This is a genomic window from Bittarella massiliensis (ex Durand et al. 2017) (assembly GCF_001486165.1).
Lineage (GTDB): Bacteria > Bacillota > Clostridia > Oscillospirales > Ruminococcaceae > Bittarella > Bittarella massiliensis.
The window spans coordinates 381,786-399,452 of record NZ_LN908975.1; the positions used below are offsets into that span (position 1 = coordinate 381,786).

At 64.8% G+C, this 17,667-nt stretch carries 12 protein-coding genes and 1 tRNA gene; 10 read left to right on the forward strand and 3 right to left on the reverse strand.

Annotated elements, in window-relative coordinates; translation table 11 throughout:
* The first annotated feature begins 115 nt into the window (after positions 1-115).
* From BN3266_RS02170 to BN3266_RS02185, 4 genes are all read left to right on the forward strand, one after another.
* Positions 116-192, forward strand: a tRNA-Arg gene (locus tag BN3266_RS02170).
* A gap of 989 nt (positions 193-1,181) precedes the next feature.
* Complete coding sequence (proB, locus tag BN3266_RS02175; protein WP_059003420.1) at positions 1,182-1,973, forward strand: glutamate 5-kinase; 792 nt, start codon at positions 1,182-1,184, stop codon at positions 1,971-1,973.
* A complete protein-coding gene (locus BN3266_RS02180; RefSeq protein ID WP_059003421.1) occupies positions 1,970-3,220 on the forward strand; it encodes a glutamate-5-semialdehyde dehydrogenase in 1,251 nt (416 codons plus the stop codon). The genes proB and BN3266_RS02180 overlap by 4 nt, the downstream gene beginning before the upstream one ends.
* Positions 3,221-3,231: 11 nt before the next feature.
* Entirely contained in the window at positions 3,232-4,056 is an 825-nt protein-coding gene (locus BN3266_RS02185) for a hypothetical protein (RefSeq protein ID WP_059003422.1), read from the forward strand.
* 95 nt (positions 4,057-4,151) lie between these two features.
* On the opposite strand, the gene BN3266_RS02190 is transcribed toward BN3266_RS02185, so the two are convergent.
* Positions 4,152-4,925 carry a TatD family hydrolase gene (locus tag BN3266_RS02190; protein ID WP_059003423.1) on the reverse strand — a complete coding sequence of 258 codons (774 nt, stop codon included), beginning with the start codon at positions 4,923-4,925 and terminating at the stop codon, positions 4,152-4,154.
* A 77-nt stretch (positions 4,926-5,002) separates the two neighbouring features.
* On the reverse strand, positions 5,003-6,958 hold the full coding sequence (gene metG, locus BN3266_RS02195) for a methionine--tRNA ligase (RefSeq protein ID WP_059003424.1): 1,956 nt from the start codon (positions 6,956-6,958) through the stop codon (positions 5,003-5,005).
* 178 nt (positions 6,959-7,136) lie between these two features.
* Here metG and BN3266_RS02200 point away from each other — a divergent pair, with 178 nt between their 5' ends.
* The 3 genes from BN3266_RS02200 to BN3266_RS02210 all read left to right on the forward strand — a co-directional run bounded on the left by BN3266_RS02200 (position 7,137) and on the right by BN3266_RS02210 (position 12,981).
* On the forward strand, positions 7,137-8,096 hold the full coding sequence (locus BN3266_RS02200; protein WP_195891594.1) for a nucleoside hydrolase: 960 nt from the start codon (positions 7,137-7,139) through the stop codon (positions 8,094-8,096).
* Between the two features lie 612 nt (positions 8,097-8,708).
* Complete coding sequence (locus BN3266_RS02205) at positions 8,709-9,125, forward strand: NUDIX domain-containing protein (RefSeq protein ID WP_207644002.1); 417 nt, start codon at positions 8,709-8,711, stop codon at positions 9,123-9,125.
* A gap of 466 nt (positions 9,126-9,591) precedes the next feature.
* On the forward strand, positions 9,592-12,981 hold the full coding sequence (locus BN3266_RS02210; RefSeq protein WP_082671589.1) for a YDG domain-containing protein: 3,390 nt from the start codon (positions 9,592-9,594) through the stop codon (positions 12,979-12,981).
* A 168-nt stretch (positions 12,982-13,149) separates the two neighbouring features.
* Here BN3266_RS02210 and BN3266_RS02215 read toward each other — a convergent pair whose 3' ends face one another.
* Complete coding sequence (locus BN3266_RS02215) at positions 13,150-14,742, reverse strand: ClC family H(+)/Cl(-) exchange transporter (protein WP_059003432.1); 1,593 nt, start codon at positions 14,740-14,742, stop codon at positions 13,150-13,152.
* A 290-nt stretch (positions 14,743-15,032) separates the two neighbouring features.
* Between BN3266_RS02215 and BN3266_RS02220 the strand changes: the two genes are divergently transcribed.
* The 3 genes from BN3266_RS02220 (at position 15,033) to BN3266_RS02230 (ending at position 17,575) form a co-directional block, all read left to right on the forward strand.
* Positions 15,033-15,725: a YjjG family noncanonical pyrimidine nucleotidase gene (locus BN3266_RS02220; protein ID WP_059003434.1), complete on the forward strand. Its 693-nt coding sequence runs from the start codon at positions 15,033-15,035 to the stop codon at positions 15,723-15,725.
* Between the two features lie 8 nt (positions 15,726-15,733).
* Positions 15,734-16,243: a MarR family winged helix-turn-helix transcriptional regulator gene (locus BN3266_RS02225; protein ID WP_021657950.1), complete on the forward strand. Its 510-nt coding sequence runs from the start codon at positions 15,734-15,736 to the stop codon at positions 16,241-16,243.
* A gap of 153 nt (positions 16,244-16,396) precedes the next feature.
* On the forward strand, positions 16,397-17,575 hold the full coding sequence (locus BN3266_RS02230) for a MalY/PatB family protein (protein ID WP_059003435.1): 1,179 nt from the start codon (positions 16,397-16,399) through the stop codon (positions 17,573-17,575).
* The last annotated feature ends 92 nt before the right edge of the window (positions 17,576-17,667 follow it).

A 17,667-nucleotide genomic window follows, 5' to 3' on the forward strand; every position in this document is an offset into this window, starting at 1 on the left:
GCTTTCTTAATGCCCCTGTTCGAGGCAGAGCGGGCATTGCTTTTGGGCGGCGGGTCTGCTATAATAATGTGCAGCCGACCGACTCGCAGCGCGGGACGGACGGCCGTTCACACCGGCGCTTGTAACTCAGCTGGATAGAGTGCATCCCTCCTAAGGATGAAGCCGGGGGTTCGAATCCCTTCAAGCGCGCCAGCGGCAGGCTGCCGCACCCAAGTCGCACACCCCACCCAGTGGGGTGTGTTTTCTTTTGCGCCTGCGCTGGAAGCGGGCATCCATTTTGTAAACGTTTCCCAAAAGCAAAAGAATCCTTGCGTAAGCGGGGGCTCTTTTGCTTTTGATAGGTGCGCAAGGAGGAGAAGCCCCGGGCGCAGGCGGGGAGACAGCAGCGGAGAAAAAGAAGCGGGAAGAAAAACGGAGGGACCGGCGGAACGCCGGAGAAAATAGTATCACCTTCAAATCCCTCCGGGCGCGCCAGCGGCAGGCTGTCGCACCCAAGCCACACACCTCACTTTGTGGGGCGTGTTTTCTTTTGCGCCTGCACCGGAAGTGGGCATCTTTTTTGTCAACACTTCCCAGCGGCAGGCTGCCGCACCCGAGTTGCACACCCCACCCAGTGGGGTGTGTTTTCTTTTGCACCTGCACTGAAGCGGACGTCTTTTTGTGGGCGCTCTCCCCCAGGCGGGGCCTGGAGCCAATTCGCGCTCTAGACTTTTTTGAAGGAGGTGCCCGCGCGGAGCGCGTTTTTTTGCGGCGCAAACCCCATCGTTCTGGGTTTGGGGCAACTCGCCTTCTGGGCCCAGCTTTTTATTTTGCCTGTTCGCCCGCGTTTACGGCTGGGGGGCTTTTGGGCGGCGCAAGCCCAGCGGCCAGTCGCCGTTTTCAAGCCCTACACCGCCCGCTGTGGGGGGCTTTTTTGGCCCCTGCCGAAAGGTTTTTAAAGGCCCGGGGCAAACCCAGCGCCCGGGGCCTTTTTTAGGGGCCGCGCGCCCGCCCGCCGCCCCTGAAAACGGCCTTGCGCCGCCCTGCGCCGGACGGCGGCGCTTTGCTTTTTGGCAGGGGGTATGCTATAATGATGGCAATTTATTGGCAGGGCCCGCCGCCCCAGCGCCCGTTTGCCGGGGAAGGCGGGGGGCGGGTCCGCCCCATTCCAACACCGCTCTCTTTTAAAAGGAGGAGTTTTCGTGCAGCGCATTCCCGACCGCGTGGTCATCAAGGTGGGGACTTCCACCCTTACATACAGCACCGGCCACCTGAACATCCGCCGCATCGAGGCCCTGGTAGAGGCCATTTCCGACATCAAAAATTCGGGCAAGCAGGTGATCTTGGTCTCCTCCGGCGCCATCGGCGTGGGGATGAGCAAGCTGCAGATGCGCGACCGGCCCACCGACATCCCCTCCAAGCAGGCGGCGGCCGCGGTGGGGCAGTGCGAGTTGATGTACATGTACGACAAGCGCTTTTCTGTCTACAACCACGTGGTCTCCCAGGTGCTTTTGACCCGGGACATCATCGACCAGGACGAGCGCCGGCACAACGCCCGCAACACCCTGAACCGGCTGTTGGAACTGGACGTCATCCCCATCATCAACGAAAACGACACCATCTCCACCGACGAGATCAAGTTCGGCGACAACGACGCCCTCTCGGCCATGGTGGGGGAGCTGGTGGGCGCCGACAAGCTGATCATCATGTCCGACATCGACGGGCTGTTTGACAAGGACCCCCGCCAGGACCCCACCGCCCGGATCATCCGCCGGGTCGAGAGGATCGACGAGCAGGTGCGGGCCATGGCCGGCGGGGCTGGCAGCCGCCGGGGCACCGGCGGCATGATCACCAAGATCCACGCCGCCGAGATCTTCACCGCCACCGGCGGCGACATGGTCATCATCAACGGCGACAACCCCCGGCTCCTCTACGACGTCTTTGACGGCAAGCCGGTGGGCACCACCTTTGTGGGACAGGAGGGAGAGAAATGACCGATTTGACAGTGCTCGGCGGCCGCGCCAAGGCGGCTGCCCGCGAATTGGCCCTGCTGGACAGCGGGGAGAAAAACCGGCTGTTGGCCGCCGTGGCCCAGCAGGTGCGCGACGACTGCGCCGCCATCCTGCAGGCAAACGGGGAAGACGTGGCCGCCGCCCGGGAGGCGGGGATCAGCGAATCCCTCATCGACCGGCTGCTCCTCAACGAGCAGCGGGTACTGGCCATGGCCGACGCGGCCGAACAGGTCGCGGCGCTGCCCGACCCGGTGGGCCGGGTGCTGGGGGGCCAGCGGCTGCCCAGCGGGCTGGAGATGACCAAGGTCTCCACCCCCCTGGGGGTCTGCGGCATCATCTACGAGGCCCGCCCCAACGTCACCCTGGACGCGGCGGCCCTCTGCCTCAAGTCCTCCAACGCGGTCATCCTCAAGGGCGGCAAAGAGGCCCTTCGCTCCAACCGGGCCGTCGTCGCCTCGGTGCGGGCGGCCCTGGCCGCCGCGGGGCAAAACCCCGACTTCGTCCAGCTCATCGAGGACAGCGCCCGCGAGACCACCAGCGCCTTTATGAAGCTAAACGGCTACCTGGACGTGCTGATCCCCCGCGGCGGCGCGGGGCTGATCCGGGCGGTGGTGGAAAACGCCACCGTCCCGGTCATCGAGACCGGCACCGGCAACTGCCACATCTACGTGGAGGGCACGGCCGACCTGGAGATGGCCGCCGACATTGCCTACAACGCCAAGGTCTCCCGCCCCTCGGTCTGCAATGCGGCCGAGACCTTTTTGGTGGACCGGTCGGTGGCCGCCCAGTGGCTGCCCGTGATTGCCGGGCGGATGGCCGCCTCCCCCCGGGTGGAGATCCGCGGCTGTCCCGAGACCTGCGCCATCCTGGGCGGGCGGGCCGTTCCCGCCGTCGAGAGCGACTGGGAGAGCGAATTTTTGGACTACGTCGTCGCAATCAAGGTGGTGGACGGCTTTGAAGAGGCTGTCTCCCACATTCAGCGATACACCACCGGCCACAGCGAGTGCATCGTCACCCGGGACTACGAGAAGAGCCGGGCCTTCTGCCGCCGGATCGACGCGGCGGCGGTCTATGTCAACGCCTCGACCCGCTTTACCGACGGCGGGGAGTTCGGCATGGGGGCGGAGATCGGCATCTCCACCCAGAAGCTGCACGCCCGTGGGCCCATGGGGCTGGAACAACTGACCACCCACAAGTACATCCTGCAGGGTGACGGCCAAATTCGATAGGAGCTGATCTTTTGTCTGCACGCAAACACAAGCTTTCCAAGAAGGGAAAGGCCCGCCTGGCGGGATACACCATCCTCGGCCTGGCGGTCTTGGGGGTTGCCTTTTTGGTGTTTTTGGGCACCAAAGGGGTGCAGTTCCTCTTAGATGACAGCGACAAGCGGCTGGAGTACCAGAAGTTCATCGAGCCGGTGGTCATGCTCGACCCAGTGCCCTTTGACTCCCCCGACCAAGCAAACCCCGACTTTTTGCTGCAGTCGGCGGTCTGGGCGGTGCTGAAAAACGAGGACACCAGCCGCTACGCCACCGACCAGACCGGCGCTGTGCTGCTGCCGGCGGCCGACGTCGACCTCTACGGCGCCAAGCTCTACGGCAGCGACATCAAGCTGGAGCACAAGAGCTTTGGCGACGACACCATGAAATTTCAGTACGACACCGCCACCCAGTGCTACCGGCTGCCCGCCACCGGCCTGATGGGCTACTACACCCCCCTGGTCTCCAAGATGGAGAAGCGGGGGAAGATCATCCGCTTGACGGTGGGCTATGTGGCCGCGGGCAGCAGTTGGACCGGCGACGCCGACGGCAACATCTACCAGCCCGAGGTCGACAAGACCATGATCTACACCCTCTCCAAGACCAGCGACGGCAACTATGTCATCCACTCCATCGCCGAGGCTGCCGAGGATGAGGCGGTCAAGAATGAGCAGAAGAAGGGGAGCAGCAGCGCCTCTTCCAGCGCCCCCGCCGCAGGGGAGGGCACCACCCCCGCCCCCGGCACCGAGAACAGCCCCCAGGAGGACACCACCAGCGGGGAGGCGGCAGCCCCTGCCGCTGCCTGACAGAAGAATAGAAGAGCAGGGCCCCGATCCGGTGGGCCCTGCTCTTTTTGACAATCAAATATTACAAATTGTAGTAAAGTGCAGAATTTATACTTTTAATCGGGGATGGCGAAGAGGCGGCGGGCATTTTCGTTGGTGACCCGCAGGATCTCCTCCACCTCCACCCCCTTGATTTCGGCCAGCCGGGCGGCGGTGTGGGGGATCATCCGGGAATCGCAGCGCTTGCCCCGCAGGGGCACCGGGGCCATGTAGGGGCAGTCGGTCTCGATGAGGAGCCGCTCCAGGGGCACCTGGGCCGCCGCCTCCACCGGCTTTTTGGCGTTTTTGAAGGTCACCGAGCCGGTGAAGCCGATGTGGTAGCCCAGCTTCAGGTACTCCCGGGCGGTCTCGGCCGAGCCGGAGAAGCAGTGGACCACCCCGCGGCAGCGGTGGTGGCGGACGATTTCCAGGGTGTCGGCCGACGCCTCCCGGCTGTGGATGATCACCGGCAGGTCCAGCGCCTCGGCCAGGGCCATCTGCTCCTCAAAGACGGCCTTCTGCACCGCCCGGGGGGAGAAGTCGTAGTGGTAGTCCAGCCCGATCTCCCCGATGGCCACCGCCTTTTCGTTTTCCCGGGCGGCGCGCTCCAGGTAGCGCAGGTAGTCGCTCTCTGCCACCTCCTGCGCAGCGTGGGGGTGCACCCCCACGCTGCAGTAGAAAAAGGGCCAGCGGCGGGTCAGGGCGAGGGAGCTCTCGCAGGAGGGCAGGTCGCAGGCGGCGTTGAGGACCAGCTCCACCCCGCTGTCGGGCAGGGAGGCAATGAGCTCCTCCCGATCGGGGTCAAAGCGCTCGTCGTCGTAGTGGGCGTGTGAGTCAAAAATCGGTTGCACAGTCGATCCTCCAGACAGTTGTTGCAAGAGAAGGGGGCGGGCCTGTTCGCCCGCCCCCTTCCCGGGTGTGTTCGTTGCTAGCAGACGCTGCTGCCGGGGGCAATGTTGTCGCCCAGCAGGAGCACCTGGATCGAGTCGCCCTTCTCCGCCGAGAGGATCATCCCCTCGCTGATCTCGCCCCGCAGCTTGACCGGTTTGAGGTTGGCAACCACCAGCACCGTCTTGCCGACGAGCTCCTCGGGCCGGTACCACTTGGCAATCCCGGAGACCACCTGGCGGCCCTTGCCGCCGTCGTCCAGCTGGAATTTCAGCAGCTTGTCGCTCCCCTTCACCGGCTGGCAGTCCAGTACCTTACAGGGCAGCAGCTGCACCTTGCCGAAGTCATCGATGGTGATGACGCCGGGGACCTTTTCCCCTTTTTCCGCGGCGGGCTTCTCCGCCGGGGCGGCGGCCTGTTTGGCCTTCTGCTCGGCCTCGAGGGCGGCCAGTTCTTTTTTGGCGTCGATGCGGGGGAAGAGGGTCTCGCCCTTGTGCACCTGCACTTCGGCGGGCAGGGCCCCAAAGACGCCGGCCTTGTCGTATCCGGTCTCGGCCTCACCCGCGCCGATCTGGGCGAAGATTTTCTCCACCGTCTGGGGCATGAAGGGGGTCAGCAGCTGGGCGCAGATGCGGATGCACTCCAGGAGGTTGTACATGACGGTGGCCAGCCGGTCCCGGTTGGCCTCGTCCTTGCAGAGGACCCAGGGAGCGGTCTCGTCGATGTATTTGTTGGTACGGCTGACCACCTTGAAGACCTCGATCAGGGCCGACTGGAAGGCGTACTGCTCCATCTGCTCCTCGTAGACGGCCTTCAGGCCGGTGGCCAGGGAGATGAGCTCGTCGTCCAGCGGGTCGGCCTGCCGCCCGGCGGGCAGCTTGCCGCCGAAGTACTTCTCGACCATGGCCACGGTGCGGCTGACCAGGTTGCCCAGGTCGTTGGCCAAATCGGCGTTGATGCGGCTGATGAGCAGCTCGTTGGTGAAGTTGCCGTCCGAGCCGAAGGGGAATTCCCGCATCAGGAAGTAGCGCAGGGCGTCGACCCCGTAGCGGTTGCAGAGGATCTCCGGGTCCACCACGTTGCCGAAGGACTTGCTCATCTTCCCGCCGTCGATGAGCAGCCAGCCGTGGCCGTACACCTTTTTGGGCAGGGGCAGGTCCAGCGCCATCAGCATGGCCGGCCAGATGATGGTGTGAAAGCGGGTGATCTCCTTGCCCACAAACTGCACGTCGGCGGGCCAGTACTTGTCAAAGTCGTGGTATCTGTCGTTGCCGTAGCCCAGGGCGGTGATGTAGTTGGAGAGGGCGTCGATCCAGACGTAGACCACGTGTTTGGGGTCGAAGTCCACCGGGACGCCCCAGCTGAAGGTGGTGCGGGAGACACAGGTGTCCTCCAGCCCGGGCTTTATAAAGTTGTTGACCATCTCGTTGAGGCGGGACTCGGGGGAGATGAAGTCGGGGTGTTCCTCGTAGTATTTCACCAGCCGGTCGGCGTATTTGGACAGCTTGAAGAAGTAGGCCTCCTCCTCGGCGTCCACCACCTCCCGGCCGCAGTCGGGGCACTTGCCGTCCACCAGCTGGCTCTCGGTCCAGAAGGACTCGCAGGGGGTGCAGTACTTGCCCTTGTAGACCGACTTATAGATGTCGCCCTGCTCGTAGAGCTTGCGGAAGATCTTCTGCACCGACTCCACGTGGTAGTCGTCGGTGGTGCGGATGAAGCGGTCGTTGGAGATGTTCATCAGCTTCCACAGGTCCTGGATCCCGGCGACGATCTCGTCCACATACTGCTGGGGGGTGACCCCGGCGGCCTTGGCCTTCTGCTCGATTTTCAGGCCGTGCTCGTCGGTGCCGGTCAAAAACATCACATCAAACCCCTGCATTCGCTTGTACCGCGCCATGACATCGGTGGCGACGGTGCAATAGCTGTGTCCGATATGCAGTTTGTCGGACGGGTAGTAGATGGGTGTTGTAATATAAAATGTGTTCTTCTGACTCATTTTATATCCTCCTTTAGATGTGTAATGGATTTGATGTGTGTCTAATTTGTTATTATAGCAGAATTTGGGCGGGCAAGAAAGGTGTATCGGGCAGAAAAAGCGCGGCAATTTGCAAATGGGGGCGGATCTGCCCTCCTTTTGGGCGGGCAGATTGCAGGATCTCCCCGGGGGTGATATGATGGAAAAAACGAGCGAGGAGGGGAATGCCGTGCGGCACATCCTCATTGACACCGACACCGGCTCCGATGACGCGGTGGCCATCGTCATGGCCCTGCACTGCCCGGGGGTCCGGGTCGAGGCGATCACCGCCGTGGCGGGCAACGTCCCGCTGGAACAGGCCGGGCGCAACGCCCGCATCGCCGTGGAGTGGGCGGGTCCGGCCCGGCCGCCGGTCTACCTGGGCTGCGGCGGGCCGATGCTGCGGGAGCTGACCTACGCCTACGAGACCCACGGCCGCGACGGGATGGGGGACATCGGCATCCCCGACCCGCAGATGCCCCTGGCCGCCGGTCACGGGGCCGACGTCATCATCGAGCTGGCCCGGCGCTTTGCCGGGGAATTGGAGATCGTGGCCCTGGGGCCGCTGACCAACCTGGCTCTGGCCCTGCTGCGGGAGCCGCGGGTGGCCGGCTGGGTCAAACAGTTGACGGTGATGGGATCGGCCGGCTTCGGCCCGGGCAACGTCACCCCCACGGCCGAGTTCAACATCTGGGCCGACCCCGAGGCCTGTGCCGTGGTGCTGCGCGCGGGCATCCCCCAGCTCTACGCCGGGTGGGACCTCTGCTGCGGCGAGGCCGTCCTCACCGAGGGGGAGATCGAGGGGGTGCTGGTGGAGGGCAGCCCCTGCGCCCAGCTGTGCATCCGCTGCAACCGCTGCCTGATGGAGCTCAACACCCGCCGCTTTGGCTCCCCCTGTTTGGACATGGCCGACCCGGTGGCCATGGCGGTGGCTCTCTGGCCGGAACTCGTCAAGGAGAGTCTGCCCTGTTTTTCCTATGTCAACACCGGCGAGGGGCTGGACAGGGGCCAACTGGTGTTCGACTGGACCGGCGCTGCCGGGCGCCCCGCCAACGCCGCGGTGGTGCGCGCCATCCACATCCCCGCCATGAAGCAGCGGCTGTTGGAGGCCATCGGGTGAAAGGGGCCGGGCGGGACGGCCGGGGACGGCTGGAACGGTCGGTCTCGGGACTGTGAAGGGTTGCCTGCGATAGGCGGGTGGGTGCCGGGAAAATGGCCGCTCCGTTTTTCCCATGTCAATACCGGCGAGGGGTTGGACAGGGGCTGGCCGGTGTTCGACTGGACTGCCAACGCCGCGGTGGTGCGCGCCATCCACATCCCCGCCATGAAGCGGCGGCTGTTGGAGTCCATCGGGTGAAAGGGGCCGAGCGGGACTGTCGGGGGCGGCTGGAACGGCTGGTCTCGGGCTTGTGAAGGGTTGCCGGTGGCCGGGCGGCGGGGGGCTGGCCCTCCTCCGGCGGTTGGAAGAGGGCCGCGGGCTTTGAGAGGATGGCAGGCGGAGGAGGGCGCCGAGCTGCCCGATTGCTTGGAGTAAAGTGGGGAAGAACGGCTGTCAAAGGGCGTTTTTGCCCCCTTTCGTTACAGGCCGGCCCTGCCATAGGGGGCAAATGGCAAATTGCCGTGCGCCGAAAAGGGCACCGGCTGGGCGGGGCGTTCCCCGCTCCACTGCAGATGAACTGGGCCCGACGGCGGCCGGGTGCCGCGACAAATGGATAGAGGGAGGAATTTGGCCGTGGAATGGGAGATCCACACTGCACTGAAGGGGATCGTGCGCCGGGGGGAGAGGATACTCGTCCTCCGCCGCTCGGACAGCGATGAGATCGGGCCAGGGAGCTGGGAGTTCCCCGGCGGCAAGATCCGCTTTGGGGAGGAGCTGGAGGAGGCCCTCCTGCGGGAGATCGAGGAGGAGAGCGGCCTGGCTGTCGAGCCGGGAGAGTTGCTCTACGCCACCACCTTCCACCCGGCCCCTCACCGGCAGATCGTGCTGCTCAGCTACGCCTGCTACTGGGCGGGGGGCGAGGTGACCCTGTCGGAGGAGCACCAGGAGGCCCGCTGGGCCACCCGGGAGGAGATGGGGGAGTTGCTGCCCACCTCCATCTTGGCCGATCTGGAGCGCTGGGACGTCTGGGACCGGCTGGGGCTGGCCTGAATTGTGAGAAGGGATAAAAGCGCAAGGGACGCGGGATTTCATTTTGCATGCTATTTTGCGGTTTTTGGAAAGGCTGGAGGGGGAACGTACACACTGCATCTCTCACGGCGATAAGGGGGCAAAGGGCAAAGGGCAGGGCGACCTGTCCCCTTGCCCCTTTTTTGATGGCCGGGCGGGGGTCAAATCGCCCTGTCCCCCACGGAGGTGGCGGAAAAATAGAGCAAAAGAAGTAAAAGATTGGGTAAATTGGAATATATTTGTTGCAATTCTTTACAGAGAGCGTTATACTATTAACAAATTAAGGCGTAGCTTTTCATTCGCAGATGAAATCGAGAAAAGCGCACGGTTTTTTGGCAGGTCTGTCTAAGACAGACCTGCTTTTTTTGTGCACAAAATTTAAAAAAATAAATGAACGAAAAAGCACACCTTTCAGACTGAAAATTTAAATTGAGGAGTTGAATCTGCCATGAAGATGCATAAGCGGTTGCTCTGCATCGCGCTGGCTCTGGTTTTGGCGGTGGGCAACCTGCCTGCCGCCCTGGCGGAGGGGGAGCCGTCGGTCACCTCCACCATCGGCATCGAGCCGGGCTATGCAAACGAGGTACAGCAGAGCGAGAGCGGGTATCAAAACGGCTACCACACCTACACCTTCCCCCAGTTGGAGGTGACCCAGCCGGGCAACCAGCCCATCAAGAGCGTGGTGGTGCAGTTCTCGCGGGCCATCCAGTCCGGGGACGCCATCCAGGCGATAAACCCCGCGGTGGCGGGGATTACCTCGGTGAGCGCCGGGGGCTGGGTGACCAACTGCGTTCTCACCAGCGCCAGCGGGCTGAGCGCCCAGCAGTGGCAGGATTACCTGCGCCAGAACCTGCAGGTGCGCTTGACCAATACCTCCAACGTGGTGCGCAGCCTTCGCTTTTCGGTGAGTGTGGAGCAGCTCGACAGCGTCTACCACTACAACGAGGACAACGGCCACTACTACCTGGCCGTGCCCACCGCTGTCAACTGGCCCACCGCCTATCAGCTGGCCTCCCAGCAGAGCTACCTGGGGCGGCAGGGGTATCTGGTGACCATCACCTCCCAGGCCGAGCACGACTTTGTCTACTCCCTGATCGGCACCAACTGTTGGACCGGCGCCACCTGCCTGGACGACTACACCGGCCACCCGGGCAGCTACGGGTCTGCCAAGGCAGACTACTACTGGGTCACCGGGCCGGAGGCTGGGCAGTTGATGTGGTCGGGTGCGTATAAGCAGACGACCCCCAACAACCCGGAGAGCTCGAAGATGTACACCAACTGGTCCACCGGCGAGCCCAACAACTCTTCCAGTGGCGAACAGTGCATGCACTTTTACTCCACCGTACAGGGGCAGTGGAACGACTTCTCTCAAAACACCAACTGCGCCTATGTGGTGGAGTTCGGCGGGCTGGAGGGGGACAGCGAGGGGGTTACCGACACCTCCAGCACCACCGATATGGCCCTGGATATGACCGGCAAGACCCTAGGGGTCAACTGTTCCGACGTCACCTACGGCAGCGCGGTCGTCCCCAGCACCAACGTCAACGGCAAGCCCTTTGAGGAAGAGGTACATTACACCTATTATAAAAAGCAGCCGGACGGCAGCTTCGTCAAGGTCGAAGGGACGCCCAGCGACGCCGGCACCTACAAGGTGGAGGTGACCAAGCCGGACGACGCCACCTACACCGGCTCCAGCAAGACCTTCACCATCTACCCCAAGGCGATCACCGCCGCTGATTTGGGCATCTCCCCCACCGTCAAGCCCTATGACGGCACCAACCAGTTTTTGGGGTCGGTGAGCATCTCCTCCACTGTGGCGGGGGATGAGCTGTCCATCCAGTTTGACGGCAGTTCGGGCTACAACTCGCCCGAGGTGGCGGACGCCGACACCATCACCCTCACCGGCCTGACCCTGGCCGGAGCGGACGCGGGCAACTACACCCTGGAGCCCGACCGCCTGGAGGTGGCCGGCTCCATCACCCCGCGGGAGGTGTGGGTGGGCCCCACCGCCGACCCGAGCGAGAAAAAGGTGGGGGAGGCCATCCCCCGCTACGGGGTGCAGTGGCTGCAAAGGCCGAGCACCCGCGCCGCCGCGGCAGACCCCTTTGCCCGCCCGGTGAGCGACCTGGGCACCCCTTCCTTTACCTGCCAGAACAGCGCCGGGGTGGAGTTGAGCGAGACCAGCCCGGCCGGCACCTACTATCTCTGCGTGGTGGGATTCACCGACGGGAACGCCGTCTGGCAAAACCCCAACTACCGGGTGCACCTGGTCAACCCGGCCACCGTGGTGGTCACCCAGGACCAGGGCGGATACCAAATCACCGGCGAGCGCAAGAACAACAGCGGCTGGTTCACCGGCCCGGCCACCGCCGCCCCCACCGACGAGAGCGACTACCGGCAGATCGCCGACCTGCTGGCGGAGAGCCCCGCCGCTTGGGGGAGCGAGCGGGTCGTCACGGGAGACGGTGTCCACCGGCTGCAGTTGCAGCTGAAAAAGGAGGACACCGGCGCGGTGACCGAACCGGCCGACGAGGTGGTGAAGATCGACGCCACCGCCCCCGTGCTGGACGGGGAGCGGGACATCTCGGCCGTCTACCGGGATGGGAAGGACCACCCGGCCCTGCCCCCCATGGGCGGATTTGAGCGGGTGTACAACACCCCCATCGATTTATCGGTGCGCGCCGCCGACGCCACCAGCGGGCTGGCCTCCATCCAGTACGCGCTGCATCCCACCGCCGACCCGGCGGAGGTCTACACCCCCGCCGCGCAGGAGTGGCGCAGCGACCTGACCCCTGACGGAGATGGAAAGATCGCCATCCCCTTTACCAGCGACTTTCGGGGGATCGTCTACCTGAAGGCGGTGGATGTGGCCGGGAATGAGACGGTCGTGGCCTGCCCGCTGCTCGTCGACCTGACCCCGCCGGCAGTTTCTGGCGCGCAGGACGGCGGCATCTACTACGTGAAAAAGGACCTGCAGGTGAGCGATTTCAACTTGCAGCAGGTCATCGTCATCCAGGACGGGGTAATCGTCCACCAGGCGACGGCCGGCCAGGGCCAGGAGCGGGTCGACCTGACCCTGCCCAGCGGCGGGGAGCCGGCGAACTACACCGTTTTGGCCTACGACAAAGCCGGACATGTGACCGAGTACAAGGTGTCCACCCGCCCCATCGGCGAGATCCCCGCCCCCATCGAGGACGTGACCCCCGACACCGTCACCGGGGACGACCGGGAGGACATCGAGTCGGTCAAGGAGAAGGCCGAAGAGGTGAAAAACGACCCCGACGCCAGCGAGGAGCAGAAGGAGGAGTTGCAGGAGATCATCGACCGCTGCGACGAACTGCTGGACAAGCTGGACGAGGTGAAGGAGAAGATCGAGGAGGTCAAGAAGCCGGACGGGGGCAGCGAGCCCCTGGACCCCGGCGCGGTGGACAAGGACAACAAGGACGACGCCCAGCAGGTGGTGGACAAGATCGAGGACCTGCTGGACGGGGAGGACAGCCACCTGACCGAGGAGGAGCGAAAGGACCTGGAGGACCTGAGAGACCAACTGGAAGACGCCATCGACCAGGTGGAAGAGGTGGAGCGGCTGGAGGAGGACCTCCGCCGGCTGCCGGAGGACCTGCACGACGCCACCGCAGAGGAGCAGCGGGACATCCTGGACCGGTACAGCCAACTCAGCGAGCGCCAAAAGGAGATGATGGACCCGGCCCTGCGGGAGAGGGTGGAGGCCCTGTCGGTGTACACCGGCGACGCCACTGCCCCCCTGGGGTGGGGACTGCTGGCGGCCCTGGGCGCCCTGGTGCTGACGGCTGCGGGCAAGCGCCGCCGCGAGGGGTAGGGCAAAGGGTCTGAAGAGGGCGCTTTGCGGATGAGCAGATAAATAGAGAGAGGGGGCCCGGCCGATTTGGCCGGGCCCCCTCTCTCTATCCCTTCCCTGGGGATGGGGGCGGCGTTTTTCCCGGGGGTGCGGGAGGGCGCTGGAAAGGCGCCTGCTCCCACAAGCTGTCTACTGCCGGGCGGGGGAGCGGTGCTCCCGGACGGCGGTCTCGCACCAGCGGGCCATGGCCTCCCGCACGGCGGGGATGTCCGACTCGTCGCAGAGGAGGGAGAGCTGGTCCCCCTGCAAGAGGAGGGTGGCCCCGCCGGGCACCAGCTCCCGCTCCCCCCGGCGGACCGAGACCACTAGGCTGCCGGCAGGCCAGTCGATCTGGCTGAGGGTGCGGCCGCAGGCGGGGGAGCCCATGCAGACCGGGGCCGCCACCAGCACCTTTTCGCCGGTGGGCTCCAGGGGGCGGCCACGGCTTTTGAGCAGCCGCTCCAACAGCTCGTCGTAGACCGGCTTGCACCCCAGCAGGTCGGCGGTGGCGTAGGCCACCAGGGAGACCAGGGAGAGGGTGAGCATGTGGGTGAAGCTGCCGGTCATCTCGCTGATGAGGAGGATGCCGGTCACCGGCGCGCGGACGATGGCGGCAAAGTACCCGGCCATCCCCAGGATGACGAAGTTGTCCACCATCTCGGGGGCCAGCCCCAGCGAGGGGGCCAACCCGGCGAAGAAGCCCGCCCCCACCAGAGAGCCCAACACCAGCAGCGGCAGGAAGATGCCCCCCGGCACCCCTGCGCCGAAGCTGGCCATGGAGAAGAGGAATTTGCAGCCGAAGAGGAGGGCCACCGCCCCCAGGGTGGCGGTGGGGTCGATCCCCTCCACCAGGGCGTGGCCGCCCCCCAGCAGTTGAGGGGCCACAAAGGCCAGCACCCCGGCCAGCAAAAAGGGGATCAGGGTGCGCAGATAGGCCGGGCGGACGTGGGCATAGAGGTCCTGCGCCAGGGAGGTGCAGCGGTTGTAGAGCACCCCCAGCAGCCCCAGGGCGACGCCCAGCAGGGCCACCGCCCAGTAGTGGCGGATGGGGAGCATCTGCCGCACCGACAGGTCGAAGACCGGCTTCAGGCCGAAGATGTTTTTGGACAGGAAGTCGGCGGTGATGGAGGCGGACATGGCCGGCAGCAGCACGTCCAGCGAGAAGTTCTTGTGCACCTCCTCCAGGGAGAAGAGGACCCCGGCGAAGGGGGCGTTGAAGGCCGCGGCCAGCCCGGCCGAAGCGCCGCAGGTCATCAGCAGCTTCTCCTCGGTGCGGATGCGGGCGGTCAGCCGGGAAAAGCCTTTGCCCGCCATGGCCCCCAGCTGGATGGAGGGCCCTTCCCGCCCCAGGGAGAGGCCGGCCCCCAGGCTGAGGAGTCCGCCGGCAAACTTGCACAGCAGTACCCGCCACCAGCGCTGGTGCACCTGGCCCACCATCTCCCCCTCCACCTGGGGGATGCCCGAGCCGGAGATGTAGGGTTCCCACCGCAGCAGGAGGGTCACCAGCCCCGCCGCTCCGGCCAGGGCCAAAAACCAGAGGGCCACCGCCCAGCCACCCCGCTCTCTGCAAAAGGCGATGGCCTGGCCCCGCAGGCCGTCGGCCCCCTGGATGGCCAGCCGGAAGAGGACGGCCACCAGCCCGGCAATGGCGCCCACGGCGATCCCCTCCAGCACCAGGGAGTACCGGTACCCCCGCACCCGTTTGACCGTCTTGGCGACGGCGCTTTCCCCTTGTTCTGACATTGCAGTTTCCCCCTCTGTTCTTCTTTTGCCGCAAAAAGGCCGCGTTCCCCGGCGGGGGGCCTCCCCACCGGCTCGCGGCCGGACGATTTCCGCTTTTTAGTATACTGCGCCGCCGCGCCAAAGAAAAGGGAAAGAGGCGGTCAAAACGACGAAATATGGACAGGATCTGGACCCATTCTCGGGCAGTTTCCCCGCCGCCCCCCGCCGCGCTTGTGTGGGGCGGGAAAATCCCGTATAATGGGAGCGAGAAAAAGGACGCCCCGCGCGCGGGGAAGAGGGAGGGACCGACATTGTCAAAATACCGCTTTGTCCTGCTGGATGCCGACAACACCCTGCTGGATTTCGACCGGGCCGAGGAGATCGCCCTGCAGACCGCCTTTGCGCGGTGGGAGGTGCCCTTGACAGAGGCCGTTCGGGCGCGCTATCAGGTCATCAACAGCCGGCTGTGGGAGCAATTTGAGCGGGGGGAGGTCAGCAAGGAAAAACTCCAGTCCCAGCGCTTCGACGAGCTCTTCGCCGAGCTGGGGCTGTCCCACTCGGGGGCGGACTTCAACCGCACCTATATGGACGCCCTGGGGGAACAGGGCTGCTCGATCCCCGGGGCGGCCGACGTCTGCCGCCGGCTGGCCCAGCTCTGCCCCCTCTACCTGGTGACCAACGGGGTCAGCCGCACCCAGCACCGCCGGTTGCAGGGCAGCGACATCACCCCCTACATCGCCGACGTCTTTGTCTCCGAGGACACCGGCTACCAAAAGCCCCAGAGGGAGTACTTTGACTATGTGGCCGCCCACATCCCCGGCTTTGACCGGGCGGCGGCCCTGCTGGTGGGGGACTCCCTCACCTCCGACATGATGGGGGGGCAGAACGCCGGCATCGACACCTGCTGGTACAACCCCGGGGGCAAGCCCAACGCCCTGGGGGTGCCCATCACCTACGAGATCGCCCGCCTCGAGGAGCTGCCCGCCCTTGTGGCCGGGGCGTGAGCAGCGGGATGGAGACGCCGATCGAAGAGGGGCGCTACGCCCTGTTCTTGCAGCTTCTGGACGCCCTGGACGAGGGCTGCCGGCTGATGGAGGTGTACGACGCCATGCCCCACCGCTACGGCGGCGAGACCCTCTACCAGGCCGAGAGCCACACCATCGCCCTCATCGGCCGCAGCCCGGGCATCACCGTCACCGACCTGGCGGCAAGGCTGCAAAAGACCCCCAGCGCCTGCTCGCAGATGGTGCGCCGGTTGCGGGAGAAGGGCTGGGTGACCCAGGCCAAGAACGCCCGCAACAACCGGGAACAGAACCTGGGCCTCACCGAGCACGGCTGGGTCATCTTTGAAAACCACGAGCGCTTTGACAGGGAGTGCCACCAGCGGAGCTGCCGCAACCTGGCGGGCTTTAGCGACGAGGAGCTGCGGACCTATCTGGCGGTGCAGGAACACCTCAACGCCTCCTTCCGTCAGGATGTGGAAAGAAGCCGCCGGGATTTTAGCGAAATCCCCGAAAAATGAGTTTTGCCCCCGGGCTGATTGACAAACCCTCCCGGCGGCGATAGGATGGAAACAGAGAATACTTAAGCAGCTTAAATGTTGCCGGCGCCGGGCCCCTTCCCACTCGGGATGGGGGCGGGTCCGGCCCGGCGGCCAAAAAAGGAGACGTGTGCGATGAGACAGTACGATCTGGACCAGCTCGTTGACCGCAAGGGCACCTTTAGCTCCAAGTGGGAGTTTATGCCCGGCGACGACCAGTCCGCCCTCCCCCTCTGGGTGGCGGACATGGACTTCCCCTGCGCCGACCCCATCATCGACGCGCTGCACAAGCGCATCGACCGCAAGATCTTCGGCTACACCGTGTACAACAACCCCACCTATAAAGAGGCAGTCACCGGCTGGTACAAGCGCCGCCACGGGTGGGACGTCAAGGCCGAGGACATCTTCTTCTCCCCCGGCGTGGTGCCCGCCATCTGCTACCTGATCCAGGCCCTGTCGGAGGAGGGGGACGGCATCGTCATCCAGCGCCCGGTCTACTACCCCTTCACCAACAGCATCCTCGGCAACGGCCGCAAGGTGGTCAACAACCCCCTGATTTACCAGGACGGCCGCTACACCATGGACTATGAGGACCTGGACAAAAAGCTGGCCGACCCCGGCGTCAAGGGGATGATCCTCTGCAGCCCCCACAACCCGGTGGGCCGGGTCTGGACCCTGGACGAGCTGAAAAAGGTGGTGGAGATCGCCAAGAAGTACGACAAGTGGATCATCTCCGACGAGATCCACTTCGATTTGGTGCGGGAGGGGGTCACCCACATCCCCCTGCTCAAGGCCTGCCCCGAGTACAAGGACCGGATCATCGTCTGCACCGCCCCCAGCAAGACCTTCAACCTGGCGGGGATGCAGCTGTCCAACATCGTCATCGAAAACCCCGACTACCAGGAGAAGTGGCTGCACACCATCGGCGACAAGAACTCGGTGGGCTTTGCCAACCCCTTCGGCATCACCGCCATGATCGCCGCCTACAACGAGAGCGAGGACTGGCTCAACCAGGTCAACGCCTACATCGACGGCAACATCGCCTTCTGCAAAGAGTTTGTGGCCGAGCGGCTGCCCAAGGCCACCATGGTCGACTGCGAGGGCACCTACCTGGTCTGGCTGGACCTGCGGGAGTACTGCAAGGACAAGGAGGAGCTGGAGGAGATGATGCTCCGCCGGGCCAAGGTCGCCCTGGACGAGGGATACATGTTCGGCGAAGAGGGCATCGGCTTTGAGCGCATCAACGTGGCCTGCCCCCGCTCCATCGTCAAGGAGTGCATGGAGCGGATGGCCCAGGTGCTGGAAGGCAAATAGAAAGAGCGAGCGCCTCTGCGCGGCGAGAGCCGGGCGGCCGGAGTTTTTCGGCCCCCGGCTCTCTTTTTTGTACCCTTTTTTCGGCGCGAGCG

Coding starts and splice junctions, on each gene's coding strand:
- BN3266_RS02180 (WP_059003421.1), top strand. CDS start 1,970: ATGACCGATTTGACAGTGCTCGGCGGCCGCGCCAAGGCGGCTGCCCGC.
- metG (WP_059003424.1), bottom strand. CDS start 6,958: ATGAGTCAGAAGAACACATTTTATATTACAACACCCATCTACTACCCG.
- BN3266_RS02200 (WP_195891594.1), top strand. CDS start 7,137: ATGGAAAAAACGAGCGAGGAGGGGAATGCCGTGCGGCACATCCTCATT.
- BN3266_RS02210 (WP_082671589.1), top strand. CDS start 9,592: ATGAAGATGCATAAGCGGTTGCTCTGCATCGCGCTGGCTCTGGTTTTG.
- BN3266_RS02215 (WP_059003432.1), bottom strand. CDS start 14,742: ATGTCAGAACAAGGGGAAAGCGCCGTCGCCAAGACGGTCAAACGGGTG.
- BN3266_RS02225 (WP_021657950.1), top strand. CDS start 15,734: ATGGAGACGCCGATCGAAGAGGGGCGCTACGCCCTGTTCTTGCAGCTT.
- BN3266_RS02230 (WP_059003435.1), top strand. CDS start 16,397: ATGAGACAGTACGATCTGGACCAGCTCGTTGACCGCAAGGGCACCTTT.